The organism is Imhoffiella purpurea (assembly GCF_000585215.1).
Taxonomy (GTDB): Bacteria; Pseudomonadota; Gammaproteobacteria; order Chromatiales; family Chromatiaceae; genus Imhoffiella; species Imhoffiella purpurea.
Genome location: NZ_AONC01000018.1, coordinates 1 through 25,553 on the forward strand (window position 1 = coordinate 1; position 25,553 = coordinate 25,553).

The following is a 25,553-nucleotide window of genomic DNA, read 5'->3' on the forward strand; positions in this document are numbered from 1 at the left end:
GCCCCCAAGATCGAACGGCGCCAGCTCATCGAACGCTTCACCGGCAGCAAAACGACGAAGCCACCCTCGAAGGCGGCCTATTGCGCCCTACAGTCCTCAGAAGAACAAACTGGCGAGCTGCGCACCCGGATCCGGGGCGCGCATGAAGGCCTCGCCGACCAGGAAGGCGTTCACCCCATTCTCCCGCATCAGGGACACGTCCTCGCGCGCCAGGATGCCGCTCTCCGTGACCAGTAGCCGATCCTTGGGAACGGACTCCAACAGACCCAGCGTGGTGTCCAGCGAGACCTCGAAGGTGCGCAGATTGCGGTTGTTGATGCCGATCAGACGTCCGGGAACCGCGAGTGCACGCTCCAGCTCCTCCGCGTCGTGCACCTCGACCAGCACGTCCATCCCCAAGGATTGCGCCAGCGCGCTCAGGTCGGCGAGCTGGGCGTCCTCGAGACAGGCCGCGATCAGCAGGATGCAGTCGGCCCCGATGACCCGGGCCTCCCGGACCTGATAGGGATCGATGATGAAGTCCTTGCGGATCACCGGCAGGTCGCAGGCCGCGCGGGCCTCGATCAGATAGGCGTCGCAACCCTGGAAGAAATCGATGTCGGTCAGCACCGACAGACAGGACGCGCCCGAGCGCGCATAGCTGGCGGCGATCTCGGCCGGACGGAAGTCCTCGCGCAGCAGCCCCTTGCTGGGGCTCGCCTTCTTGACCTCGGCGATCACCGCCGGCTGTCCGGCTGCGACGCGGGCGGCGAGCGCGTCGGCGAAGCCGCGCACCGGCGAGGCATCGGGGATCCGCGCCGCGAGCTCGGACATGGGCAGACGCTCGGCGCAGGCACGCACCTCCTCCACCTTGCGCCGCACGATCTTCTTGAGGATATCCGGGGTCTCTGCCATGTCGTTCTGCCGTTGTGGGATGGATGGGAGCTACCAGCCTACAGCTGTCAGCTTCCAGCTTGATGTCGGAAGGCGCCGTAGGGTGCGGTGAGGCACGAACCGCACCGATCGCGAACGATGCGATTCGCGATGCTCATCGCATCCTACGAGGATCCTTGCCCCTTGCTCAGTCTCTACGCAATCGATGCAAGCGGCCAACCAGATGAGAAAACAGCCAAGTAACCCTGCAAGCTCCGCTGAAGGCTGGCGGCTGGAAGCTGGCAGCTACAAACCACTCGTCAGCGCCACCAGCTGCTCCAGACGTCTCGCCGCCTCTCCGCTCGCGAGCACCTCGCCGGCGGTCGCGACGCCCTCGGCCAGGGTCTCGGCACGGCCGGCCGCATAGATGGCGGCCCCGGCATTGAGCTGGACGATGTCGCGCGCCGGGCCGGTCTGACCGGCCAGGACCGAGCGGACCATCTCCAGGCTCTCGGCCGGATCCCGGACGCGGATCGCGTCCAGGTCCGAACGCGCCAGACCGAAGTCCTCCGGGCGAATACCGTAGCGGTGGATCTCGCCATTCCTGAGCTCGGCGACGTCCGTGATGTCGGCGATGCTGATCTCGTCCAGGCCGTCGCGCGAATGGACGACCAGGACGTGATGGCTGCCCAGCCGCTGGAGCACCTGGGCCAGGGGCTCCAGCAAGGATTCGCTGAAGACGCCCAGCACCTGATTCGGCACCCCGGCCGGGTTGGTCAGCGGACCCAGCACGTTGAAGATGGTCCGCACGCCCAGCTCGCGGCGCGGCCCGATCGCGTGCTTCATGGCGCTGTGATGGCCGGGCGCGAACATGAAGCCGACACCGACCTCGCGCACGCAGCGGGCGACCTGGTCCGAGGTCAGATCCAGACGCACGCCGGCCGCCTCCAGGACGTCGGCCGCGCCCGACTTGCTCGAAACCGAGCGGTTGCCGTGCTTGGCGACGCGACAGCCGGCGGCGGCGGCGACGAACATGCTCGTGGTCGAGACGTTGAAGGTCCCGGACGAATCGCCTCCGGTCCCGACGATGTCGACCGTGTGATCGAGCCTGTCCAGCTCCACCCCGCTCGCCAGTTCGCGCATCACCGAGGCGGCGGCGGCGATCTCGGCCACGGATTCGCCCTTCATGCGCAGCGCGACCAAGAATCCGGCGATCTGCGCCGGCGTCGCGCCGCCCGTCATGATGGTGCGCATCACCTGGGTCATCTCAGCGCCGCTCAGGTCCCGGCGCTCGATGCAGCGGGCGATGGCCTCCTTCATCTCCATATCGGACTCCTCGCTCAGCGGTCCTCGATGAAATTGCGCAGCATGGCGTGGCCGTGCTCGGTGAGGATGGACTCGGGGTGGAACTGCACGCCCTGGACCGCCAGTTCGCGATGACGCACGCCCATGATCGCCTCGCGCTCGCCATCCGGGGTCTGGGTCCAGGCGGTCACCTCCAGACACTCGGGCAATGTCTCGACATCGATGACCAGCGAGTGATAGCGCGTCGCCTCGAATGGATTGGACAGGCCGGAGAAGACGCCCTGGTCGGTGTGATGGACCTTGGAGGTCTTGCCGTGCATGACCTCGGACGCCTTGACGATATGGCCGCCGAAGGCCTGACCGATGGACTGGTGTCCGAGACAGACGCCGAGGATGGGCACCCGCCCGGCCATGGTCCGGATCAGCGGCACCGAGATACCGGCCTCGTTCGGGGTGCAGGGCCCCGGAGAAATGACGAGGCGCTCGGGCTGGAGCGCGACCACCTGCTCGACGCTCATCTCGTCGTTGCGCACCACCCTCACCTCGGCCCCCAGCTCGCCGAAATACTGCACCAGGTTGTAGGTGAAGGAGTCGTAGTTGTCGATCATCAGCAGCATGTTGCAGCCATCCCCTTATTCTGTCTCGAGCCAATCAGTAGGCGGAATCAGCGTTCGTCAAGACACGCGATTCAGCAACCCGTCAAGCAGCTTGATGAAATTTCGCTTGGGCTTGTATCGAACCCTCAGATCGCGCAGATAATCGAGGTGCTCGGCTTGCCGGTCGAGCGTTTTCATCAAGTCTCCGACCTTGCGAAGCAAACGGATCGCCTCGTCATAAGCCCGATTGTTGGTTTGCTCGACGATGGGCGGAATGACCCGCCGATAGATGCCGACCGCCGCATCCGCACGCGATGCCTCCAGCTCGCCGGCCAGCGTGATGAGGAGGTGCGACTCGCAGCGACCTCGCTCGACGGTCGCCAAGGCGGCGTCCAGATCCTTCTCCCAGAGCGCGATCTGCAAACGTGTCGAATAGTTGGGCTCTCCCGTTCTCGATGGCCACTGCAAGATGGCCGATGCTCCGGACTGCATCGACTCCTCCAGAAAGGCCAGCGCCCGTTCGCGTTGAGCTGGCCAGATACCGATCCGCTCGGCAACCTGAGCGAGCTTCTGGTAGACCACCAGGGAGGGATATTCCTCGAACTGGATCCAGGTCAGCTGCAGCGCCTCATCCTGCCGCCCACGATCCAGATAGGCCGCCGCCAAGAAATCGCGCAGCCGACTGTCGGGGCGATCAGGAAAGGCGGCGAGGCCACGCTCAGCCCATTCCAACGCCCGATCCGGCTGACCGGCCTCGACCCAGAGTTCGGCGATATCCAGATAACGATAGGAGGACGTGAGGTCACGGGAGCGAATCTCGATCAACTCCTCGATGTCGCCATCGGCCCTGGCCAATTGCTCCATGAGACTGGTAATCCGCACGCGATGGGAATCATAACGCTCCTGACTGCCACGCGGCCCCAATTCGCGCCACTGCTCTTCCACCAGCTCCCGATACCGCTTGAGCCCCGTCGCGCCGAGCGCATCGCTATAGCGGAGCGGACCAAAGCCGCATAGATCGATCGCGGGCTGCATCTCCATCCGAAAGAGGCACTCGGCCAGCTCGGTCGGATCCAAATCCGCCTTTTCGCAGGCCTCCCGATGCAGCTCGCTCAACCGCTCGAGGACACCACCGACCTCGCCGCTCGAATCGTCGATCTCCTGCAGCGCCTCTTCGATCCGTTCGATCGCGTATTCGCTCAACTCGACCAAGAGCACGGCCGAATCCGCTTCGAGCAACTCCTCCAGCGAATCCACGACCGCATCCAGATCCCGAGCAAAGTCGCCAGCCTCGTGCCAATCGAGGTAGCCACCAGTTTGGGTCGCGGTATCGATCGCGCGCCGGAAGATCTCGATCCGATCGCCATCGCTTTCGGCACGCCCGCGCTCGGCCTTGAGCAGGAGCGACTGATAGAGCCGATCGTCGTCGTGAATCGTATCCATCAAAAGGCTGATCAGGATCTCGGCCGGCAGGGTCTCCAGATAGCAGCGGATGAGATGCAGCGGATCGGGCCGCGCATCCGCCTCGCCCTCCCCGATATCAGGCAGATCCGCCGCCCCACCCAACCAGGCAAGACCGAGCGCGACACAGTGTTTGCAGAAATAGCCGTCGGCGGCGTGAGGACAGCTACAGTCGTAGCCCAGCTCGCCCTCCGCGTCCCAGAGTTCGGCCTGATAGCTCTCCGTGCCCTCGACCCGTGCCTTGATCCGGTCGCCGATTACACGCACTCGCCCCACGGCATCGGCGGCAAAGTAATCCCTGCCCCGCCAGAAGACCTTCTTTCCGGCGAGGGACTCGAGTTGATCGATCGTAATCAAATCGCTGAGCATGATGAGGGAATCCGAGAGGAATCGAGTCAGCGACCAGCCGAGCGTGGCATCTGCGACAGGGTTCTCGCGATGCCTGACCGCCGGTGGCCGATCACTGACGGCTGGAAGCTGAAGATCAGACCCGCTTCACGCCGCAGCCATAGCGATCGACGCCCATCTCGGCGGCGGTCACGGCGCGGAAGACGGCGCGGCCCTTGTTCATGGTCTCCTGCCATTCCATCTCCGGCTGGGAGTCGGCCACGATGCCGGCGCCGGCCTGGATGTGCAGGGTTCCGTCCTTGATGACTGCGGTGCGGATGGCGATGGCGGTATCCATGTTGCCGCCCCAGGAGATGTAGCCGATCGCGCCCGAATAGACCCCGCGCTTGACCGGCTCGAGCTCGTCGATGATCTCCATGGCGCGGATCTTGGGCGCGCCCGAGACGGTGCCGGCCGGGAAGGTGGCGCGCAGCACGTCGATGGCGCTCATGCCCTCCTTGAGCTCGCCGATCACGTTGGAGACGATGTGCATCACGTGCGAATAGCGCTCGACGATCATGCGGTCCGTGACCCGGACGCTGCCGATCTCGGCGACGCGACCGGCGTCGTTGCGGCCCAGGTCGATCAGCATCAGATGCTCGGCCAGCTCCTTGGGATCCTCGAGGAGCTCGGCCTCGAGCGCCCTGTCCTCCTCCTCGGACTGGCCGCGCCGGCGCGTGCCGGCGATGGGACGCACGGTGACGATGCCGTCCTCGAGCCGGGTCAGGATCTCGGGCGAAGAGCCCACCACCTGGAAGTCCTCGAAATCCATGAAATACATATAGGGCGAGGGATTGAGCCCGCGCAGCGCCCGATAGAGGTCCAGCGGACGCGCCTGGAAGGGGATCGAGAGCCGCTGGGACAGCACCACCTGCATGCAGTCGCCCTCGAAGATGTATTCCCTGATGCGCTCGACCGCCTGCTTGAATCCGTCCTCGGTGAAGCCGGAGACGAAGTCCGACTCGTCGACCTCGCGCCGGGATCCGCCGTCGACGTTCGGCATGCTGTGACACATGCGGTCGGTGAGCTCGGCGATCCGGGCCTCGCCCGCCTCCAGGGTGTCGCCCGCGGTCGGATCCAGATGCACCACGATGTACATGCGTCCGCTGAGGTTGTCGAACACCACCACCTCGTCCGAGACCATCAGCAGGATGTCCGGGGTGCCCAGCTGATCCGGATTGGGACAGTCGCCGAGCCGGGGCTCGATGTAGCGGATGGTGTCGTAGCCGAAATAGCCGACCAGCCCGCCGGTGAAGCGCGGCAGCCCGGCCATGTCGGCGACCTGGAAGCGCTGCTGGAATTCCTCCAGCCAGGCCAGCGGATCCGTGCTCTCGACCTCCTCGACGACCTGCCCGTCGCGCTCGACCCGGATCCGGCGTCCGCTGATGCGGATGCGGGTGCGGCAGGGCAGGCCGATGATGGAGTAGCGCCCCCATTTCTCGCCGCCCTGGACCGATTCGAGCAGATAGGAATAGGGGCCGTCGGCCAGCTTGAGATAGACGCTCAACGGGGTCTCGAGGTCGGCGAGCACCTCGCAGGAAACGGGAATACGGTTGTAGCCCTGATCGGACAGGGCACGGAAGGTCTTCGGGGTCATCGGGATCTCCGAGCAAAAACAAAAAACTAGGGTTGGCGGAGGCGTCCTAGCGTCGCCATCGCCGCTCTAGCATTGCTCGTCTTGCCGGTGTGCACATGCTGCTGGCCTCGGTACCCGGTTCAGGCCGCCGGGGCCAGAAGGCCTTGGAGTTCGGAGAGTGAGTCGATCACGGCATCTGGATTGGAATCGCGAATGTCCTGGCCGTGATTGTAACCGTAGCTGGTGCAAATAATCCCGAAACCGGCCGCGCGCGCCGCCTTCACATCGCTGATGGAATCGCCGACCATCAGCGAATCCTCCGGCGCGGCCCCGAAGTGACCGGCCGCGTGCAGCAGCGGCAGGGGATCGGGCTTCTTGCGCGGCAGGGTGTCGCCGCAGACCAGGATCCCGAAGTCGTCGAGGAGCCCGAGATGCTCGAGCAGCGGCTCGGTGAAGCACCGCGCCTTGTTGGTGACGCAGCCGAGCGGGTAGCCGGCCGCCTTCAGGAAGTCGATGCCCTCGCGCACGCCCGGATAGACCGCCGAACGGCCGTAGGTATTCTCGGCATAGAGCTCGAGAAAGATGGGATAGGCGCGCTGGTAGTCCAGTTCGTCCGGCTCGCCGTCCAGCTGGCCGACCAGCGCCCGGCGCACCAGGCGCTCGATGCCGTTGCCGACCCAGTTGCGCACGGCGGCCTCGCCGCGCACCGGCAGACCGAGACGCGCCATCATGGCATCGACGCAGTAGGCGAGATCCGGAACGCTGTCGACGAGCGTTCCGTCCAGGTCGAGCAAGATCATCTTGGGCCGCAGCATGCCTTGACCGCTCCTCGATTGGTCCCGTGTCTCAGCGATCGACGGAGGCCAGGGCCTCGCGCATCTGACCGATGATGCTGTCGTAGCGGTGCGGATCCGAGTCCTTGGCCTTGCCGAAGATCCCGGACCCGGAGACGAAGGTGTCGGCGCCGGCCGCCTTGATCTCGGCGATGTTGTCGGCCTTGACCCCGCCATCGATCTCGAGCCGGATGTCGAAGCCCGAATCGTCGATGATCTCGCGCACCTCGCTCAGCTTGTCGAGCGCCGAGGGGATGAAGCTCTGGCCGCCGAAGCCCGGATTGACCGACATCAGCAGGATCATGTCGACCTTGTCGAGCACATAGTCGAGATAGGTGAGCGGGGTCGCCGGGTTGAAGACCAGACCGGCCTTGCAGCCCTCGTTGCGGATCAGCTGCAGGGTGCGGTCGACATGCTCGCTGGCCTCCGGGTGGAAGGTGATGTAGCTCGCGCCGGCCGCGGCGAAGTCGGGGATGATGCGATCGACCGGCTTGACCATCAGATGGACGTCGATCGGAGCGGTGACGCCGTGCTTGCGCAGGGCCTCGCACACCAGTGGACCGATGGTCAGATTGGGCACGTAGTGGTTGTCCATGACGTCGAAATGGACGATGTCCGCGCCGGCGGCCAGGACGTTGTCGACCTCTTCGCCGAGCCGGGCGAAGTCAGCCGAGAGAATCGAAGGTGCAATGAGATCAATCGCCATCTGTGGTGTCCCCCCAGACTGCATGACCGGGCGTTCGGGCCACGATCAGTATCAGGATTTCGTTTTGTAGGAATTGGGTGCGCCTGTTCGAGCGATCAACCGGATCTTTCGAGTGGGCAACGTCTTATTCGAGCGGGCAACTCTAACCCATGCGAATGAGATTTTCACTCGGCCCCGATCACCCGAGCGGCGGGGATACACCCTCATATCCCCCTGGCCCGAGCGATCTCCTCATAGGCGCGCCGAATCTCATGGGTCTTCTGGGCCGCCATGCGCAGGGCCTCGTCGGGAAGGCCGCGCGAGGCCAGCTTGTCCGGATGGTGCTGGCTCAGGAGACGCCGATAGGCGCGCTTGATCTCGGCGGGACCCGATTCGGGCTCGATGCCGAGGGTGGCATAGGACTCGGCCAGAGGCCGATACCTGGACGTCTCCGTCTCGGGGCGTCGGTAGGAACCGGAACCTGGCGCCCGGCCGGACGCCGCCTGGACGCGCTGCTGCAGGATCACCAGGCGCTCCAGGGCGGCGAATTCGGGCACCGAGATCTTCAGCTCGCGACGCACCCGGTCGAGCAGATCGCGCTGCGCCGGACTGGGCGCCGAATCCACATGGGCCATGCCCAGCAGCGCCTCCAGCAGCAGACGCAGCAGGGCGCGCTGACCGGAGCAGACCGACCGGAACCCGGCGACCATCGCATGCACGTCGAATTGCGCCGCCTTGCCCTGGGTGAAGAGCCCGATCGCGGTGCGGCGCAATGGCGGCGGCAAGGCCATGCGATCCATGACGGCCTCGGCATAGGCGATCTCGGCCTCGCTGACCCGGCCGTCGGCCTTGGCGATATGCCCCATGAGGCTGAAGGTCGCCTCGAAGAAGCGTTCCTGGATGCGCGACCGGTCCTCGCCGCCCAGGCCCGAGCGCAGGCGGCCACTGGCCAGACCGCGATCCACGCCCTGCCCCAGGATGGCACCGAACATGGCCCCGACCGGACCACCGAACATCAGACCCAGCGCGCCTCCGGCAGCCGTGCCCCACCAACCCATGACGTCTTCTCCCTCCGACTCAGTCACCCGCCGCGTCCGGCTCGTACCCCTGCGGCGGGTACAATCGATCGCGGCACCTTCGAGCCCCGGCTCGATCGAAGCAACATATCATGCGCATCCAGAGAGGAGACAGCCATGCAGTTGAGACCATTGGGGCAAACCGACATCCGGGTCAGCGCACTCTGCCTCGGCACCATGACCTTCGGACAGCAGAACACCGAGGCCGAGGCACACGCCCAATTGGACCGGGCGGTGGCGGCCGGAATCAATTTCATCGACACGGCCGAGATGTATCCGGTTCCGCCATTCGCCGAAACCCAGGGCCGCACCGAGGAATACATCGGCACCTGGCTGAAATCCAGAGGGGGACGCGAGCGTCTCGTCCTGGCGACCAAGGTCGCCGGGCCGGCGGACTGGCTGCCGCACATCCGCAGCGGCACGCACCGCCTCGACCGCCCCAATATCGAGGCGGCGCTGGACGCCAGTCTGAAACGGCTCCAGACCGACTGGATCGACCTCTACCAGCTGCACTGGCCGGACCGCAAGACCAACTTCTTCGGCAAGCTCGGATACTCCCCGGACGAAGAGGAGCCGAGCGTTCCGCTGCTGGAGACGTTGGAGGTGCTCGCCGATCAGGTGAAGGCGGGCAAGATCCGCCACATCGGCGTCTCCAACGAGACGCCCTGGGGTCTGATGCGCTTTCTCGCCCTCGCCGAGCAGCACGGACTGCCGCGCGTGGCGAGCATCCAAAACCCCTACAACCTGCTCAACCGCAGCTTCGAGATCGGACTGGCCGAGATTGCCATCCGCGAGCAATGCGGACTGCTGGCCTATTCGCCGATGGCCTTCGGCATGCTGTCCGGAAAGTATCTGAACGGCCAGCGGCCCGCCGACGGCCGAATCACCCTCTTCGAGCGCTTCAGCCGCTACTCCAACCCACAGTCCGAGCGGGCGACCGAGGAGTATGTCGCGCTGGCCCGCCGTCATGGGCTGGATCCGGCCCAGATGGCGCTCGCCTGGGTCACCAGCCGTCCCTTCGTCACCGCCAACATCATCGGCGCCACCAAACTGGAACAGCTGGAGAGCAATCTGGCGAGCATCGATCTGGAGTTGGACGAGGAAGTGGTCGCCGAGATCGAGGCGATCCATGTGAGTCAGCCCAATCCGGCGCCTTGATCGCTTCGGTGCGGTTCGTTCCTCACCGCACCCTACGGGTCTGAATGGGGTTGAAACATCAACCCGGCGTTGCGGGCCTCGTCGATCAGACCCTCCAGGCCGATGCGCCCGCACTTGAATCCGGCCAGGCCGACGGCGCGCTCGACCGACTCGCGCGGCGTCAGACTCCGTGCGAGCGCATCGATCACGGCGGCGTTGAAGGTGTCCCCGGCGGCCAGGGTGTCGAGGACGCGCGGCGGCGGCACGGCGGGAACATGCTCGACCTCGGCGCCACGCACCAGGAAGAAGGCACCCGCCGCGCCCCAGGCCAGGACGCAGAGCTGGGCGCTGGTATGCGACATGAGGTCGGACAGAAAGGACTCGGGTACCTCGAAACCGCGCGCCTCGGCGAAGACGCGACCGGCGAGGATGACGTCTGGACCCTCCAGCAGCGTCTCGATGCCATCGCGGGGCTTTTCCAGTTCGAGGGACACCGAAAGACCGGGCGCGATTCGACGCACCCGGTCGATCATACGGCGGGTCTCGAGCGGGTTGCGGCCCTCGAAATGGATCCAGTCCAGACCCTCGAGCGGCACCCGATCGAAGCCATCCGCATCCAGCTCGGGCAGATCGCGATAGTGAACGATGGTCCGGCTGCCGCTGGCACGGCTCAAGGCGATGTAGGATGTCGGCGTCGCTCCACCCGCATGCACCACCGCATGAGCGGCATCGATACCCTGCCGCGCGAGGTCTTCGCGAATCCAACGGCCGGTATCGTCGTCGGCTAGGGTCCCGAGCCAGCGGCAATGGTGTCCAAACTGGGCCAGCACGCCGAGACTGTTGGCCACGTTGCCGCCGCGCACTCGGCGCTGGGCGGAGGCGCGCATCTCGGCATCCTCGGCCGGATAGACCTCGACCTCGTTGACGATATCCAGGGTGGCGATGCCGACGCCCAGGATCGAACGCACGGCCGGGCGGGAAAACCGCGAGCCGCGCTCAAAGGTCTCGGGCAACGCGGAATCCGATCATGTTGAGACGCGCTCCCGAGGCGAAGTGCGAGCGTACGTAGGAACGCATGGATGAGGACGGCTTGTTGAAGGCACCGCCGCGCGCGACCCTCTGCGAGCAGTCGCCGGCGAGCCAGGAGCGTCCGTCGCTCGGGGCGCCGCGATAGCTGCCGTTGTAGCAATCGTCGACCCATTCCATGGCATTTCCAGCCGTGTCGAAGAGCCCGAATGGATTGGCGGGAAAGGAGCCGACGGGAGCGGTCGAACGGTTGTCCCAGCGGGTCCCGCAATCGAAGCAGACGGCCCGCCCCGGTGTCATGCCGTATCCCCACCAGTAAGGCGTATCGGTTGATGCCCGGGCCGCATATTCCCATTCGGCCTCGGTCGGCAACCGATACGCCCTGCCGGTCTCGCGCGAGAGCCAGGCCACGTAGGCCCCGGCATCGTTCCAGCTGACGCCGACCACGGGCCGCGATCCGCGTCCCCATCCACGATCGTCTGGCGGCGAGATCCCGCTCGCCCGGGCGAAACGGTCGTACTCCTGGAAGGTCACCTCGTGCTGACCGATCCAGAAGGGGCGGACCCTCACCTCGTGCGCGGGGCTGAAATCCTCGCCCGTCGGACTGGTGCTCCCCATCGTGAAGGCGCCGCCCTCGATCAGAATCATCGGTGGCCCCAGGGTGCCATTGCTCAGACGGTCGTTGCGGATGCGCGGAGGTATCCCGGGAGATGCCGCGGCCACGTCATCCGGGACCGGCTCGGCCGTCACGACCGGATCGGCGGCCGATTCGAGCGGCCGGCCGGCATCGGCCTCCACCGGAGGAAATGACGAGGTTCCCTGGGCGACGATGGTCTGGGTTGCCACGCTCCCCCCGCCCAAGTCCAGCCCTGGGAGACGGATATGGATGCGATCCCAGAACAGATAGAGAAAACTGAGCATGCCGGCCGACAGGAAAACGAACATGACCAGGGCGCCGATCAGTATCCAGGAGGTCGGAATCTTCCTCGGCGGCGCCTTATCGACCGGGGCCGTCGGCGCCACCACGACGGGCGGTGGCTCCTCGACACGCCTCTCCAGCATCCTGACCTCGTCGCGCAGATTCTGCAGCTCGGACTCCAGTTCTTTGACCTGCCTGTCCTTGCGCTCGACCTCCTGCTTGAGTCCATCGCAGACCATGTTCTGGTCCTCGATCTGATCCTCGAGCCGGCGGCATTCCTCGGTGATGTGATCGAGCGCCTGTTCCTTGGCCTCCAGGGTCTGCTGCAGGACCATCATCTCCTGCTGCATGGCGAGACGCTCGGTGGCGGTCGCGACCGAGCTGTCGGGCGCGAACTCGCGCTCCGCGAGCCTGCGGTTGAGTCGCGCGACCTCGTCCTCCGCTTCCTTGCGCATCTGCTCCAGCGTCTTGCGCAAAGACTCGGACTCGTCCTCGTACTCTGATTGCGAGTCGATTTGCTCAGTCATCCCGAAAGGCATCTCAAAGGCTTAAAATCATCCGAACGTCCAGGATAGCGGAACGGCATGCGGCCCCGAGGACCGCATCGCACCGGTCTGGACACCCAGGGCGAGTTGTACTTATCCACGAAAACGTCGGCCACTTCAACAAGCCCCTCGAGCATTCCGGCAGCCCATGACTTTGTGAGGACATGAATTGCGGATACTCTGTTCCGCCCATCGCCACGAGGAGCATTCGCAACATGCCGCTGCCGTTCAAGGAACACCCACTGCGCCATCAGGCCATCGCCGAGCTGCACGCACGCACCTACGAGCCCCTACGCGCACCCGAGCGCGTCTCGCACCTGGCGGCGGTCTGCGGCGAGCGCGGCAGCGGACGCAACGTCCGGCACCTGATCCGTCTGCTCGAGCACTTCGGACTTCCGGTCCCCGACCAGGTGGATCAGCATTACTCGGCGGTTCTGGGCGACATCCGCATGCGCTGGGAGCGACACACCGAATTCGTCTCCTACACCTTCAGCAAGCGGGGACCCTTCGTCCACCCATTCGCCCAGCCCGTGTTGCGGGATCTCCCCCAGGACTGGCTGCGCGAGATACCGGGCGAGGTGATCACCGCAATCTCGCTCGCGATCGAATCGCGCGACATGCCCGAGCGCTCGCAGGATGAACTCGATTCCTTCTTCTCGAGCAACCAGATCATCGGCTCGCAGGTCGTCGGCGGCGCCGCGCGCGCCTGGTCGGACATGCGCATTCACGGCGACGGTTTCTCGCGGATCCTGATTCGCGATCAGGGACTCTCGGACAATCAGGCGGGACGGCTGGTCAAGCGGATCCTCGAGGTCAACTCCTATCGTTCCATGGCGCTGATCGGACTGCCCGCCGCGCGCGAGGCGAACGCCATCCTCAGCCAGGCCGACCGCCGCCTCGTCGAGGTCGCCGCGCGCATGAGCGAACAGGAAACCTCCGAGCACTGCTCGGAAAGCGATCTACTGGAGGTGCTGACGACCCTGGCCTCGGAGATCGAGGCCGTGACCGCGCGCACCAGCTATCGCTTCGAGGCGGTGCGCGCCTACTATGCCGTCGTCCAGCAGCGCCTGGAACAGCTGCGTCAAAGACGCATCGAGGGGCTGCAGACCTTCACCGAATTCCTCGAGGCGCGGCTCGCCCCGGCCGTGGCGACCTGCGATTCGACCTCCAGGCGCCAGCAGGATCTCGCCGAACGTGCGGCGCGTCTCACCAGTCTGCTGCGCGCGCGGGTAGAGGTCGGTCTCCAGGAGCAGAACAGCGGCCTGCTCGAATCCATGGATCAGCGTGCCAAGCTGCAGCTGAGGCTGCAGGAAACCGTCGAGGGACTCTCGGTGATCGCCATCGGCTACTATGGGGTCGGTCTCGTCGGATACCTGCTGAAGGGCCTGGAGGCCCATGGCGTCCCGATCGACGCCGGCTATGCCACCGGGCTCTCGGTTCCGCTGGTGGTTCTGACCGCCTGGCTCGGCCTGCGGCGCATGAAGGCGCGTCTGCTCAAGTCCGAGGAGGTCAGGGACTGACGTAGGGCCTCAGGGTCATGCGGCCGCCGGAGAGCATCACCTCCAGGTGCTTGAGATAGGCCATGCCGAGCAGGGCCTGGTCGCCCTGCATGTTGGGCAGCACGGTCGCCCTGACCCGGTCGACGGCCAGCCCCCCGATGTCGACGCTGTCGAGCCAGGCGACCCAGCTCTGGACGTTGCCGTTGCCGGTCTTGCTGACGTGCCCCGGGGTCATCTGCAGCCCGAGCCGTTCGGCGATGCGGTAGGGCATGGCGACGTCGACCGATCCCGTATCCACGAGGAACTCGACCTTCTTGCCGTTGATACGACCGGTGGCCACGTACTGACTGAAATCGTTCTGTTCCAGCACCACCTCAGGCACCCCGCCCTCGCCCAGATAGGCCACGGGACGCGGATTGGGGTTGCCGCGCCCACCGCTCGAAAGCACGACCGCTACCATGAGCGCGCCCAGGGATGCGAGCGCGATCAGGCCCAATTTCCGCGTATTCAATCGGGTTTTCAACTCATGACACCTCTCGATGCGATGCGCTCCACGCCCTCGAACCCCCATGCCGAGGTCTTCGACCGGGGCGAGCTTACCGCGAAAAACCGAGGGTGAGGAGGCGGGCGCCGGTCGTCAAGGCGACGCGTGGCGGCGCAAGGTCAGGGTGTCGCCGCGCTGGACGAGCTCGAGATGCCTGAGAAAGCTCATGCCCAGCAGCACCGAATCGCCCGGCATGTTCGGCAGCACGCTCGCGCGGACATCGCGTCCCACGAGCCCGCCGAGTTCGAGGCGATCGAGACTGGTGCTCCAGGTCCGCACCATGCCGTTCGCGGTCATGCTGTTCCCGCCGGGGCGCAGCGGCAATTGGAGCTTGCGCGCGAGATCGAGCGGCAGGGCGACGTTGGTCGCCCCCGTATCGACCAGAAAGCGCACCGGATGGCCCTCGATCCGCCCCGAGGCGACGTACTGGCCCGAACGATTGCGCCGCAGCACGACCTGCTGGGCACCGTCCGGTCCCAGGGTCGCGACCGGATCGGAATTGGGATTCACCTGACGATCGATGACCCGATCGAAGAAGCCGAACAGCAGCGCCAGACCGACCGCCCAGGCGCCCAGCAGCATGAGGCGCCCGATCCGCGTGGACAGATCGCCGGCGTTGGACCGAGAACCTCTCCTCATGAGGGGCGGGAAGAGGACATTCGAGCCGCAATGAGCGCGAGGCAGGCACCGGATTTCTGGCCCATCCGCCCTCGAGTCACTCTCGCACCGGGGAGCTCCTCGAGGGTCGTCGACCCCACATCGATATCCTTCGCGCGCTTCGCGTCTTTGCGGTTCAAGTCGAGGGTCCCGAACGTCGCTCAGCGGCCGACCACCGGCATCTGCCCGGCCATGCGCTGGAACTGCACCCGATAGAAGGCCGCGGCGCTCTGACCGTCGGCGACCACATCATAGACGCGCCAGCCCGCGTCGGACGGCGCCATGCGGAACTCGAGGGTCGCCGGATAGGTGCCTGGGCGCAGGATCGCCACCTTGATGCCGACCGCGCCGCGCGGCCCGCGCCGAGGCGACAGCATGCGGATCCGCTGGCCATCGTAACCGCCGAGATTGCCGGCCAGCACGCTGAGAAAATCGGATTCCAGCCAAGCCGCCAGATCCCTCCGATCCTCGTCGGACATGCCGCTGTAGGCGGGTCCGGCGACCCATTGCGCCATGTATTCAAAATCGAAATAGGGTGCGATCTCGCGGTCGAGAAAGGCCGCGACCTGTAGCTTGTTGGCGGAGGCGTTCGCGGACAGGAAATCGAGCAGGCGGTCCATGCCCTCCTCGAGCGTAGCCGCCGCCTCGGCCACAGGGCTGACCGGCCGTTGCGGCGGAGACGACGCCGAACGGTCGCCGGACATCGAATCAAGGGATTGGTGCCGAGAGGGTGCGATGGGTCGGGCGTAGTCCGAAGGATAGGCATCCGGGCGCCACGGCATGGCCGGCGACGGCGCGGAGTCGAAGGATCCCGGCCCATCGTAGCCGGATCCGGGCTGAGAGGGGTAGGGATAGGGCTGCGCGGCGAGCCCCGCCGACAGACAGAGCAACAGGGCACTCGAGGACGCGGCAGATGCTTTCATCGATTTCCTCCGGTTCGTTTATGTTCTGCAAGCCTGATCGAGCGCGCCCCGATGGCGACCACCGGGTTTGGCCCCGTCGAATCGGAGCCGTTGGCGCTCCGACCGATGCCGAGCGGCAACAGGCGCCTGCACGAGCGGCCATTCGATCGCATGGATCATCGGTCGAGCGGGAGGTTGCCAACGACCTTGTCGAAAAGCAAGTTGGCGCCGGTCAATCGGCCGGGACGATTACATGCTCGACACCGGAAGAGCGCCCACCGCGAGACCCTGCGCGAGCTGATCCGGGGCGAGCGGACTGGCCAGCAGAGGGCCCTGGACGGCATCGCAGCCCTCGCGCTCGAGGAAGCGATACTGCTCCTGAGTCTCGACGCCCTCGGCGACCACCCTCAGGCCGATCTCACGCCCCAAGGCGATGAAGGTCCGCACCAACAGCTCGCTGGTCGGCTCGCGCCCGATCTCGCGGACGAATGCCCGGCCGATCTTGAGCGTATCGATCGGCAGCTGTTTCAGCTGCGACAGCGACGAATAGCCCGTGCCGAAATTGTCGACGGCGATCCGCAGGCCATGATCCCTGAGCAGCCCCAGGGTCTCGATCAGACGCGCATCCCGGGCGAGCAGCAGGCTTTCGCCGATCTCGAGTTCGATCGTGCCGCGCGGACGCTCCTTGGCGATCCGGATCAGCCGGTTGATCAGGCCCTGATCGCTGAATTGACAGTCGGACAGATTGAGCGAGACCGGGAAGGCCACGCCATCGCGCGACCAGTCGGCATACTGGCGACTCAGCTCCTCGATGACCCACTCCCCGATCGGCAGGATGAGACCCGATTCCTCGGCGACCGCGATGAATTCGCCCGGCTCCACCCAGCCCCGATCCTCATCGTGCCAGCGCAACAGAGTCTCCACGCCCAGTATCTCCCCTGAGCCGACGGCATGGATCGGCTGATACAGCAGCCTGAAGTCGCCGCGATCCAGGGCTCGGCGTAGACGCGACTCGATATCCAGCTTGAGCGAGGCTGACTCGCCCATCGAGGCGGTGAAGAACCGGTAGAGGTTGCGCCCATCCAGCTTGGCGGCATAGAGGGCCGTATCCGCGTGCTTGAGCAGCGTCTCGGCCGTCTCGCCATCCTCCGGACTGAGCGCGATTCCGATCGAGACCGTACAGACGATGCTGTGACCGGAGCAATGGAAGGGCTCGCGAAAGCGCTCGATGACGTGCTCCGCCACACGGCTCGCCACGCGCGACACGCCATACCCCTTGAGGATCACCGTCAGCTCGTCGCCCCCCAGACGGGCCACGGTGTTGGCCACATTGGCGCCTCGCCCCGAGCCCCGCACGCGGGCCTCCGCCGTGACCTCGTCGACGGCCTCGCGCAGGCGTTTCGCAGCACCGCGCAGCAGTTCGTCCCCGATCCCGTGGCCGAGCGAATCGTTGATGCGCTTGAAACGGTCCAGATCCAGATACAGCAGGGCGAGACGGTCGTCGCGGCGACGCGAGAGGGCCAGCGCCGAGGCCAGGTCCTGATTGAACTGCTGGCGGTTCGCCAAACCGGTGAGACTGTCCTGATAGGCCAATTGATGGATGACACGCTGACGTCGGCGCTTCTCGGTCATATCGCGGAGCAGCAGAATCACCTGCTGGGCATCGACCGCGATCAGCCGGACATCGAAGGCGCGGATCTCGTCGTCCTCGACCGGAACCTCGATCTCGAGTTCGCGCAGACCCAGCTCGGGGAGGGCCGTCTCCAATTCGCGCTGAATCGACGCGGCGACAGACTCGGGGAGCAGGTCTGAGAGGGTTCTCGATCCGGTCTCGACGCCATCCAGGCCCTTGTCCAGGATCGGCCCCGACTTGATCTGCAGCACCCGGCCCTGACGGTCGAGACGCATGAGCACATCGGGAATCGCGGCGATCAGCGCGGCATTGCGCGCCTCGCTGAGATGCAATGCGGCGAGGGTACCGTGACTGCGCAGCAGATAGCGGATGCGATGGACGAGCAGGCTCCAGTTGACCGGCCTGGGATAGAAATCGGTAGCACCCGAGTCGTAGGCCGCCTCGACGGCGGAGAGGTCGTCCAGCCCGGTGACCATGAGGATCGGAATCAGCTCGAATCCGGGCAGCCGGCGGAATCGGCGGCAGGTCTCGTAGCCATCCATGACCGGGGCCATGACATCGAGCACGATCAGATCGGGACGCTGAAACCGCACCGCCTCGAACGCGCCCTGTCCGTCCCTGACACCGGCGAAGCGGAAGCCGCACGTATCGAAGGTGCTTTGCGCCACCAGATGCGTCCCCGGATCCTCGTCGACCACCAGAATCAGAGGACGATCGCGTCCCGAATGCCGATCGTAGGAGCCGGACGCATCGCTTTCGCCGCCTGGAGCCTCACCCGGCGAACCCGAGCCGATCGCCGTTGGCGCGATCGAAGGCGGGGAAGATGCCGGGAGCCGCTCGAGCACCTGAGCATCGGCGGTCGCCGCGTCCGCGCTCGAGCGCTGGCTGATGGCACGCCGCGTCTCGGCCGCCGTGCGCTCCAACGAGATCGCCACCTGGGCCGACGGGTAGAAGGGGCCGCCTCCGCGCGACGCGCGTTCGAGGCGATCGCAGAGCGCGGTCAGGCGCATCGCCCCGAGGGTCTTGGCCGCCGAGCGCAATGCCTGGACGCACTCGGCCACCTGCTGGGGCTGTCCCGCCTCGACGCCGTCGCGAATTCGGGCGACCAGGACCGATTCGGAATCGAGATAGCTCGCGATCATCCGGGTCACCAGCGCCGAGCCGGACTGGAGATCGATCGCGCCGACCTCGTCGAGCACCCGAGGATCGAGCAGAGGCATCGCCTCGAGGTCGTCCAGACCGAATGGCCCGGTCTCTGCGGGCGCGGAGGATGCCGCCCGCGCGCCCTGCAGGCCGATCGCGCCACGGCCGCTCGCCCCGGAAACGGACGCGATACCGGACCCTCGGCCCACACAGCGCAGCAGGGTACGATGCATCGACCTCAGCGACACGGGCTTGGTCAGGTAATCGTCCATGCCGGCGGCCTGACAGCGTTCCTGATCCCCCTCCATCGCATGCGCGGTCAGGGCGATGATCGGCAAGCGCCGGCCGTTCCCGCCATGCTCGCGCAGACGCAGACGACGGGCCGCCTCGTAGCCATCCATCATCGGCATCTTGCAATCCATGAGAACGGCATCGAAGGACTCGGCCGCACAGGCGTCGATCACCGCCTGCCCATCGAAAACCGCGCGAGATTCGCATCCGAGCGCCGCGAGCATCGCCATCACCAGATCCTGGTTGATGGCATTGTCGTCGGCAACCAGCACCTTGATCCCCAGAGGCTCCAGGTTGCCCAGATCCAAGGCCGCATCCTCGCCGATCTCCGGCAGATCCCAACCGCTCCGCGTCACGCTCGCCAGGGTCGAGATCATCTGTTCGCGCCGTACCGGCTTGACGAGACGGGCGTCCACGATCAGTCCGGCGCCCCGATCCTCGCCCCAGTCGTCGCCGGCGGAGACCAGCAGGACCCGAGCGACCTGATCGAGCGCCCGGGTCTCCGCCAGCGAGACCGAGGACAGCAGCGACTCCAGATCCCTGAGCGCCGAATCCACGACCAATAGATCGAACGGAGCCGGCCCCTCGTGGGATTCGCACAAGACCTCCCGAGCCTCCGATGCCTCGGAGCACTCGTAGACCAGGATGCCCGCTTCGGCGGCATAGGCGCTCATTGCCTCGCGCGACTGATCGCTTGGTCCGACCAGGACCATCCGCATGCCCGAGAGATGGGCGCGCGCCGCGGACCAGGGCAGGTCCCAATGACTGACGGTCACCGGAAGACTGAACCAGACCCCTTCGCCATGCCCGGGATCGTCCAGCACGCCTGGGGTGCCGCCCATCAGGGCGATCAGGTCGCGAGCGATCGACAGCCCCAGATTGGTATCGACGGAGGTGGTCGCGATCAGACCCAGCAAAGAAAAATCCTCGAACGCCGAACCCGAATCGCGCACGCTCGTTTCCATGCTGGCGAGGCGCACCTCGACCCGGATCGTCGCCCGTTCGCCGCTGGATCCATCCAGACTGGCCCGAACCAGGATCTCGGTATCCTGCGCGACGCGGATCGCAGCCGACCCCAGGATCCCCAGGACCTGAGCGAGCCGCACCTGATCCCCGCGAACGGCATGGGGCAGATCCGGATCGAGCCGCGCGACCAGCTCGACGGACCTGGCGCGGGCGCGGTCGGCGAGTCCGGCCAGCGCCTCCTCGATGCAATCGGCGAGCACGAAATCGCCCGAGCCGAGACGCATGCGTCCCGCCTCGATCTGGGCCACGTCGAGCATGTCCTTGATCGCCATGCGCAACGATTGCCCGGAACGGATCAGCGCCGTCGGAAGACGCCGCTGATCGCTCGGCAGATCGGTTCCGAGCATCAGCTCCCCGATCCCGAGGACACCGCCGAGATGGGTTTGGATCTCGTGGATGAGGTTGGCGAGCAGCTGGGATTTGGCCTGCTTGACCTGGTCCGCGACATCCAGGACATGCTCGGCGGCACGCCTGGCCGATTCGGCCTGACGCAGCTGCTGCTCGATGATCAGATTGGCCTGGATCTGATGCGCGCAACGCTCCTCGCACTGCTGCTCGAGCCGTTCCTTCTGGCTCAGATACCAGCCGTCGCGCTGAGCCTGCCGCTCGAGCTGCTCGAGCAGACCGTTGCAGCCGGCGACGATGCGGTCGAGCTCCTCGGCCGCGTAGAAGGAGGCACGCAGACCGTAGTCGCCCTCGCGCAGGGCGCGCTCCACCACCGACCCCAGGGAGGAGAGCGGGAAGAGCACGCGCCGCTGCAGACGCTCGGCGATCAGCCAGGCCATGGAGATGGCCAGCAGCAGCACGAACAGCAGAAGGGCGGCATTGGCGATGAGCCGATCGGGCGTCGACTGGATGACGACCACCACCGGCACCAGGAGCAAGAGCGCGGTCAGGGTCGCGATGGCCGATATGCGCCGCAGCGTTGAGCTGACCGACGAACAGGATGGCGACTTCATTCCGATGGCCCCTCCATCGTTTACGGCATGTCGGGAAATAGTGGCATCCGATGCGTCACGAAGCCATCACTCGAGTGTCGTCCAGCGCTGCAGCATCTCGGCAAGATCGGACAGCTTGAACGGTTTGACCAGATAATCATCCATCCCGGCCTCCAGCGCGCGCTCGCGATCGCCTTCCATGGCGTAGGCGGTCAGGGCGATGACGGGAAGCCGTCCGCCCCGCATCCTCTCCCGGAGACGCAATCGCCGGGTCGTTTCGTAACCATCCATCGCGGGCATCTGGCAATCCATGAGTACCAGATCGTAATCCGAACGGGCCAATTCGGCGAGCAATGCCTGACCATCGGCACAGAGCTTCGACTGGCAGCCCAGCTCGACGAGCATGCTGTCGATCACGTCCTGGTTGACGGGATTGTCCTCGGCGACAAGCACCCGCAACCCGAGACGGGGATGGATGGCCGCCGAGCCAGAATCGCCCTGGAACCCCTCATCCCCGGCCCGAGAGGACGCCGGCATAATCGCGCTCAAGTGGCTCGCCAAACGGTGACAGTCGAGAGGTCTTGTCAGATAGACGAGGTCATCCCACCCCGAATCCGATTGATCCATCTCGCCGAGCAGCACGGCCGCACGGGACTGATCGAGCAGATCGCGCAGCACTCGCCCCACGGGCTGGTCCGAGCCGGGAAGCTGCGTCGCCTCCAGAACGAAGACCGGGAAGCCCTGGCCGGCGGCGGCCTGGGTGAGCGCCATCTCCATCGCCTCGCCCAGCTCGGCGACCCATTCGATATGACCACCCCGCTCGGCGCATTGACCGACCAAGACGCTGGAGGCCGAGCGATCGCGGTCCACCAGCAGGATCCTCAGACCGCTCAAGTCCGGCTCCTCGCCGAAAGTGCCCGAGAGAGCCTTGGGCAGGGTCAGCTCGATCCGAAAGACCGATCCGCGCCCCGGCCTGCTTTCGAGGTCGAGGGTCCCGTGCATCAGATCGATCAGCTGCCGGCTGATCGCCAATCCCAGACCGGTCCCGCCATAACGCCGCGACGTCGAGGAATCCGCCTGACTGAAGCGCTCGAAGATGCGCGATTGCTCCTCCTCGCTGAGTCCGATGCCGGTATCCCGGACCTCGATGGAAAAGTGCAGCTCCCGTTCGGACTCCTCGAGACACCGCAGGCTCAAATGCACGTATCCGGATTCGGTGAACTTGACGGCATTCGACAGGAGATTGGTCAGCACCTGGCGCAACCGGCCCGGATCACCCTCGACCCGGCCGGGGCAATGGGGCGGAATGCGGACCGAGAGATCCAACCCCTTGCGACGGGCGGTTTCGGACAGCAGCTCGGCCGTGCGCGACATGAGCGTGCGCAGGTCGAACGCGACATGCTCGAGCTCGAGACGGCCGGCCTCGATCTTGGAGAAATCCAGAACGTCGTTGATGATCCCCAGCAAGGATTCGGCGGAGAGCTGGACGGTCCTCGCGAAATGCCGCTGGCGATCGTCGAGCCGGGTCCCCAACAGCAGCTCGATCATGCCGATGATGCCGTTCATGGGCGTGCGGATCTCATGGCTCATGGAGGCGAGGAACTGCGACTTGGCGAGGCTGCCCTGCTCCGCGGCATCGCGCGCCTGGCGCAGTTCCTCGTCGCGCAGCTGGATCTGCTCCAGCATCCCGTTGAAGGCGCGGATCAGCATGCCGAGCTCGTCCGCGCGGCCCACGTCGAGCCGGATCGAATAATCGCGCCTGGAGGCCAAGTCCTGCATCGCGCGCGCCAGCCCGTGGATCGGCTGCGAGATGAGACGATGGAGCCAGGCCGCGAGCAGGAAGGCCAGCAGCACGCCGCTCAGGAACACGGCCAGGGCCAGGGCGAACTGATAGAGGATACGCTGGCGCAGATCGCTGGTGTCGTACTGCAGATCCATGGTCCCGAACGGCTTGCCCTTCGCCGAGACCTGCAACCTGACGTCCAGATAGCTTCGACGGAAGCGGGTGATCGCCTTGCCGGAGCCGACGGCGTCGAAGTCGGCCTGGCTCAGCCGCCCCTTCTCGTCCTGCTCGATCTGACGCAATTGGAGCTCGTGCCGAGCGGCCGGACTGCGATAGCGCGCGAACAGCTCGCCCTCGCGCGTACGGATGCAGATCCGAACCACGTCGAGCTCGCTGCCCAAGGCGTTCAGGACTTCCTCGGCCGTCTCCGGGTCCCGAAAGGCCAGAGCGGCCTGGATATTGATGCTGGCGACACGCGACAGGGCGCTGACCTGCTCGACCAGGCCGGCGCGCATGCCGACGATATCCATGTAGGCCACCACCACGGCCGAGAGCGACAATACCGGCAGGATGACCAGCATCACCACCGAGATGACCTTCCAGCGCATGGAGAGGTCGCGGAATAGAGTGATCATTGCGATCCACCTCCGTGATTCCCGGAACAGAGCATGGCCGGACGCAAAGGCCCCAGCCCCCTTGGCCAGGTTCGAGACGAGGCTCGCGGTCGCCGAAACCTCGAAAAGCGCGCGGAGGCCCACACCCTCGGGCCCCCGGAGACGATCGGGGATTGCATTCTAGCCCCATGCTCGGCAAAGCTGAGGATATCCAGCCGATCGAGCGGCAAACGGACTCGGGATGATCTCGAGATCCGCTCGCCCGAAGCCGGCACCAGACAGCGGGAGTGAGATGCCATGACCGATCTGACCGTCGCACGCTTCACGGGTGGCGCCGTCGCCCCCCATGTGCCGTCGCTCGCCGAGCTGCGGATCCGCGTGTTCCGCGAATGGCCCTATCTGTACGACGGGGACATGGAATACGAGGAGGGCTATCTGGAGACCTACAGCCGCTCCGCCGAAAGCCTCTTCGTGCTGGTCTTCGACGGCGGGCGGATCGTCGGCGCCTCGACGGGACTGCCCATGGCCGACGAAACCGAGGATTTCAAGCGCCCTTTCCTGGAGCGGGGCCACGATCCGGAGCGGATCTTCTATTTCGGCGAGTCCGTCCTGCTCCCCGAGTACCGGGGACGCGGCATCGGCGTGCGCTTCTTCGCCGAGCGCGAGGACTATGCGCGCCGGCTCGGGCGCTTCGGCCACACGGCCTTCTGCGGGGTGCAGCGCCCCTCGGATCATCCCCGCCGGCCGCCGGACTATGTCCCGCTGGACGATTTCTGGACCCGCCGGGGCTACGTCAAGCACCCCGAGCTATCCACCACCTTTACCTGGAAGGACCTGGACGAAACGGCGCAGAGCCCCAAGCCGATGACCTTCTGGCTCAAGGCGCTGGAGCCGGCCGGAGGGGCCTGATCGCCAACCCCTGTCGGACCAGGAACATTTCGCACACAGCAGAGGAAGACGCCATGCAGGATCGAGATAGAGAATACACCCCGACTCGAGTCGCCGCCGCCGCGCTCGCCGCCTTGATACTGGCCGCAGCGGCCGGATGCGATCAGAGCGAGCCACCGCCGCCGCCCGTCGCGCCCACCGGCCCGGCCGAGCGCGCGGGCAGACAGATCGACGACGCCATCCAGCAAAGCGGGGCCCGCGCCCAGACCGCGCTCGACCAGGCCCGGGAAGGTCTGGCCAAGGCCGCCAGCGAGGCCGCCGCGCGCCTGGAGGCCGCCAGCGAGGCCCTCGAGTCCAAACCCTCGCCCCAGGACGCGAACCACTGAGGACCGGCCATCGGCGTGGGCGCCTGCCGCCTCCCGGCAGGTGCCCACGTATCGCCGCCCCGCGGACCGATCCCGTCCGGATCGCCCTTCGCGTCGACGCAGTGGACATGCGTCGCCGGCAGCGCTCCCTGTCATGCGCCGACGCGAAATCGAACCGATATAGCCATTGAAATCAGCGCCTCGGTACAGAATCATCTGCGCCTGCCCATCCTGGGGTCCGGCGGCCACCGGGCGGCCGAGCACCCGTATCATCTCCTTCGGAAGACAACCAATGATCAAGCCGTACAGATCCATCCGTTCGCTCTCCAGCCTCCTCCTCGGCGTCGCCCTGCTCTTCATCGGCTGCGCTCAGGCCGCGGGCCCCCAGATCTCGCCGACCGAGGCGCTCGACATGGCGAACAGAGGCGAACTCACGCTCATCGACGTCCGCACCCCGATTGAATGGCGCCAGACCGGCGTCGCCCCCATGGCCCACCGCATCGACATGCAGGATCCCAAGGGGCCAGACGGCTTCGCCCGGCACGTCCTGGACGAGGTCGGGGGCGACAAGTCTGCTCCCATCGGGCTCATCTGTCGCACCGGCAACCGCAGCAGATACATGCAGCAGGAACTGCTGTCGCGTGGATTCACCCATGTCTACGACGTCGAGGAGGGGATGGCCGGCAACCCGAACGGGCCGGGCTGGATCCGGCGCGGTCTGCCGGTCCAGTCCTGCTCCGACTGCTGAGGGCGACCCGGGCATCGTCTTCGCCGTCGGCGAGGAACCAGCATGCCAAGGCGCCCCATCTGGATCCGCTCGGAGCCCAGGGGCGGCGCCCGCAAGACGAGACACCCAGATTCCATCACCAAAG

20 protein-coding genes are annotated in these 25,553 nt (G+C 66.0%); 5 read left to right on the forward strand and 15 right to left on the reverse strand.

Annotated features, from left to right (window positions below; genetic code table 11):
- Positions 1–96: 96 nt before the first annotated feature.
- From trpC to djlA, 8 genes are all read right to left on the reverse strand, one after another.
- A complete protein-coding gene (trpC, locus tag D779_RS06410; RefSeq protein WP_043751276.1) occupies positions 97–894 on the reverse strand; it encodes an indole-3-glycerol phosphate synthase TrpC in 798 nt (265 codons plus the stop codon).
- Between the two features lie 264 nt (positions 895–1,158).
- Positions 1,159–2,178: an anthranilate phosphoribosyltransferase gene (gene trpD / locus D779_RS06415; protein ID WP_043751278.1), complete on the reverse strand. Its 1,020-nt coding sequence runs from the start codon at positions 2,176–2,178 to the stop codon at positions 1,159–1,161.
- A 14-nt stretch (positions 2,179–2,192) separates the two neighbouring features.
- Positions 2,193–2,774 carry an aminodeoxychorismate/anthranilate synthase component II gene (locus D779_RS06420; RefSeq protein WP_043751288.1) on the reverse strand — a complete coding sequence of 194 codons (582 nt, stop codon included), beginning with the start codon at positions 2,772–2,774 and terminating at the stop codon, positions 2,193–2,195.
- 57 nt (positions 2,775–2,831) lie between these two features.
- Complete coding sequence (locus D779_RS06425; protein WP_043751290.1) at positions 2,832–4,583, reverse strand: DUF6880 family protein; 1,752 nt, start codon at positions 4,581–4,583, stop codon at positions 2,832–2,834.
- A gap of 115 nt (positions 4,584–4,698) precedes the next feature.
- Complete coding sequence (gene trpE, locus D779_RS06430; protein ID WP_043751292.1) at positions 4,699–6,198, reverse strand: anthranilate synthase component I; 1,500 nt, start codon at positions 6,196–6,198, stop codon at positions 4,699–4,701.
- Between the two features lie 119 nt (positions 6,199–6,317).
- Complete coding sequence (locus tag D779_RS06435) at positions 6,318–6,992, reverse strand: phosphoglycolate phosphatase (RefSeq protein ID WP_043751294.1); 675 nt, start codon at positions 6,990–6,992, stop codon at positions 6,318–6,320.
- A 31-nt stretch (positions 6,993–7,023) separates the two neighbouring features.
- Positions 7,024–7,716, reverse strand: a complete 693-nt coding sequence (rpe, locus tag D779_RS06440; protein ID WP_043751296.1) for a ribulose-phosphate 3-epimerase — start codon at positions 7,714–7,716, stop codon at positions 7,024–7,026.
- A gap of 203 nt (positions 7,717–7,919) precedes the next feature.
- On the reverse strand, positions 7,920–8,780 hold the full coding sequence (gene djlA / locus D779_RS06445; protein WP_232424088.1) for a co-chaperone DjlA: 861 nt from the start codon (positions 8,778–8,780) through the stop codon (positions 7,920–7,922).
- Between the two features lie 108 nt (positions 8,781–8,888).
- On the opposite strand from djlA, the gene D779_RS06450 reads away from it, so the two are divergent.
- Positions 8,889–9,929 carry an NADP(H)-dependent aldo-keto reductase gene (locus tag D779_RS06450; protein WP_043751309.1) on the forward strand — a complete coding sequence of 347 codons (1,041 nt, stop codon included), beginning with the start codon at positions 8,889–8,891 and terminating at the stop codon, positions 9,927–9,929.
- Positions 9,930–9,961: 32 nt separating this feature from the next.
- On the opposite strand, the gene D779_RS06455 is transcribed toward D779_RS06450, so the two are convergent.
- Both D779_RS06455 and D779_RS06460 read right to left on the reverse strand, forming a co-directional pair.
- Complete coding sequence (locus D779_RS06455) at positions 9,962–10,921, reverse strand: PfkB family carbohydrate kinase (RefSeq protein WP_232424089.1); 960 nt, start codon at positions 10,919–10,921, stop codon at positions 9,962–9,964.
- On the reverse strand, positions 10,905–12,380 hold the full coding sequence (locus D779_RS06460) for a formylglycine-generating enzyme family protein (RefSeq protein ID WP_043751312.1): 1,476 nt from the start codon (positions 12,378–12,380) through the stop codon (positions 10,905–10,907). The genes D779_RS06455 and D779_RS06460 overlap by 17 nt, the downstream gene beginning before the upstream one ends.
- Positions 12,381–12,613: 233 nt before the next feature.
- On the opposite strand from D779_RS06460, the gene D779_RS06465 reads away from it, so the two are divergent.
- Complete coding sequence (locus tag D779_RS06465; RefSeq protein WP_043751315.1) at positions 12,614–13,918, forward strand: DUF3422 family protein; 1,305 nt, start codon at positions 12,614–12,616, stop codon at positions 13,916–13,918.
- On the opposite strand, the gene D779_RS06470 is transcribed toward D779_RS06465, so the two are convergent.
- From D779_RS06470 to D779_RS06490, 5 genes are all read right to left on the reverse strand, one after another.
- Entirely contained in the window at positions 13,908–14,408 is a 501-nt protein-coding gene (locus D779_RS06470) for a retropepsin-like aspartic protease family protein (protein WP_232424090.1), read from the reverse strand. The genes D779_RS06465 and D779_RS06470 overlap by 11 nt on opposite strands.
- A gap of 126 nt (positions 14,409–14,534) precedes the next feature.
- Positions 14,535–15,023 (reverse strand): retropepsin-like aspartic protease family protein, encoded by a 489-nt coding sequence (locus D779_RS06475; protein WP_232424091.1) that lies wholly within the window; start codon positions 15,021–15,023, stop codon positions 14,535–14,537.
- 236 nt (positions 15,024–15,259) lie between these two features.
- Positions 15,260–16,021, reverse strand: a complete 762-nt coding sequence (locus tag D779_RS06480; protein ID WP_043751323.1) for an MlaC/ttg2D family ABC transporter substrate-binding protein — start codon at positions 16,019–16,021, stop codon at positions 15,260–15,262.
- A 228-nt stretch (positions 16,022–16,249) separates the two neighbouring features.
- On the reverse strand, positions 16,250–21,052 hold the full coding sequence (locus D779_RS20985; RefSeq protein WP_052347894.1) for an EAL domain-containing protein: 4,803 nt from the start codon (positions 21,050–21,052) through the stop codon (positions 16,250–16,252).
- Positions 21,053–21,118: 66 nt separating this feature from the next.
- Positions 21,119–23,449, reverse strand: a complete 2,331-nt coding sequence (locus D779_RS06490) for an ATP-binding protein (protein WP_052347895.1) — start codon at positions 23,447–23,449, stop codon at positions 21,119–21,121.
- Between the two features lie 276 nt (positions 23,450–23,725).
- Here D779_RS06490 and D779_RS06495 point away from each other — a divergent pair, with 276 nt between their 5' ends.
- The 3 genes from D779_RS06495 (at position 23,726) to D779_RS06505 (ending at position 25,429) form a co-directional block, all read left to right on the forward strand.
- A complete protein-coding gene (locus D779_RS06495; protein WP_043751327.1) occupies positions 23,726–24,337 on the forward strand; it encodes a GNAT family N-acetyltransferase in 612 nt (203 codons plus the stop codon).
- Between the two features lie 53 nt (positions 24,338–24,390).
- The gene (locus D779_RS22145; RefSeq protein ID WP_198295679.1) at positions 24,391–24,702 is read left to right on the forward strand and encodes a hypothetical protein; all 312 of its coding nucleotides are present in this window, start codon (positions 24,391–24,393) and stop codon (positions 24,700–24,702) included.
- Positions 24,703–24,973: 271 nt separating this feature from the next.
- The gene (locus D779_RS06505; protein ID WP_043751332.1) at positions 24,974–25,429 is read left to right on the forward strand and encodes a rhodanese-like domain-containing protein; all 456 of its coding nucleotides are present in this window, start codon (positions 24,974–24,976) and stop codon (positions 25,427–25,429) included.
- Positions 25,430–25,553 lie beyond the last annotated feature (124 nt).

What these genes read in the sequence shown, in the direction of transcription:
- D779_RS06425 (WP_043751290.1), bottom strand. Translation starts at nt 4,583, where the DNA reads ATGCTCAGCGATTTGATTACGATCGATCAACTCGAGTCCCTCGCCGGA.
- D779_RS06495 (WP_043751327.1), top strand. Translation starts at nt 23,726, where the DNA reads ATGACCGATCTGACCGTCGCACGCTTCACGGGTGGCGCCGTCGCCCCC.
- D779_RS06465 (WP_043751315.1), top strand. Translation starts at nt 12,614, where the DNA reads ATGCCGCTGCCGTTCAAGGAACACCCACTGCGCCATCAGGCCATCGCC.
- D779_RS06505 (WP_043751332.1), top strand. Translation starts at nt 24,974, where the DNA reads ATGATCAAGCCGTACAGATCCATCCGTTCGCTCTCCAGCCTCCTCCTC.
- D779_RS20985 (WP_052347894.1), bottom strand. Translation starts at nt 21,052, where the DNA reads ATGAAGTCGCCATCCTGTTCGTCGGTCAGCTCAACGCTGCGGCGCATA.
- D779_RS06475 (WP_232424091.1), bottom strand. Translation starts at nt 15,023, where the DNA reads ATGCTGCTGGGCGCCTGGGCGGTCGGTCTGGCGCTGCTGTTCGGCTTC.
- trpC (WP_043751276.1), bottom strand. Translation starts at nt 894, where the DNA reads ATGGCAGAGACCCCGGATATCCTCAAGAAGATCGTGCGGCGCAAGGTG.
- D779_RS22145 (WP_198295679.1), top strand. Translation starts at nt 24,391, where the DNA reads ATGCAGGATCGAGATAGAGAATACACCCCGACTCGAGTCGCCGCCGCC.
- D779_RS06420 (WP_043751288.1), bottom strand. Translation starts at nt 2,774, where the DNA reads ATGCTGCTGATGATCGACAACTACGACTCCTTCACCTACAACCTGGTG.
- trpD (WP_043751278.1), bottom strand. Translation starts at nt 2,178, where the DNA reads ATGGAGATGAAGGAGGCCATCGCCCGCTGCATCGAGCGCCGGGACCTG.
- D779_RS06460 (WP_043751312.1), bottom strand. Translation starts at nt 12,380, where the DNA reads ATGACTGAGCAAATCGACTCGCAATCAGAGTACGAGGACGAGTCCGAG.
- D779_RS06435 (WP_043751294.1), bottom strand. Translation starts at nt 6,992, where the DNA reads ATGCTGCGGCCCAAGATGATCTTGCTCGACCTGGACGGAACGCTCGTC.
- trpE (WP_043751292.1), bottom strand. Translation starts at nt 6,198, where the DNA reads ATGACCCCGAAGACCTTCCGTGCCCTGTCCGATCAGGGCTACAACCGT.
- D779_RS06450 (WP_043751309.1), top strand. Translation starts at nt 8,889, where the DNA reads ATGCAGTTGAGACCATTGGGGCAAACCGACATCCGGGTCAGCGCACTC.
- rpe (WP_043751296.1), bottom strand. Translation starts at nt 7,716, where the DNA reads ATGGCGATTGATCTCATTGCACCTTCGATTCTCTCGGCTGACTTCGCC.
- D779_RS06490 (WP_052347895.1), bottom strand. Translation starts at nt 23,449, where the DNA reads ATGATCACTCTATTCCGCGACCTCTCCATGCGCTGGAAGGTCATCTCG.
- D779_RS06480 (WP_043751323.1), bottom strand. Translation starts at nt 16,021, where the DNA reads ATGAAAGCATCTGCCGCGTCCTCGAGTGCCCTGTTGCTCTGTCTGTCG.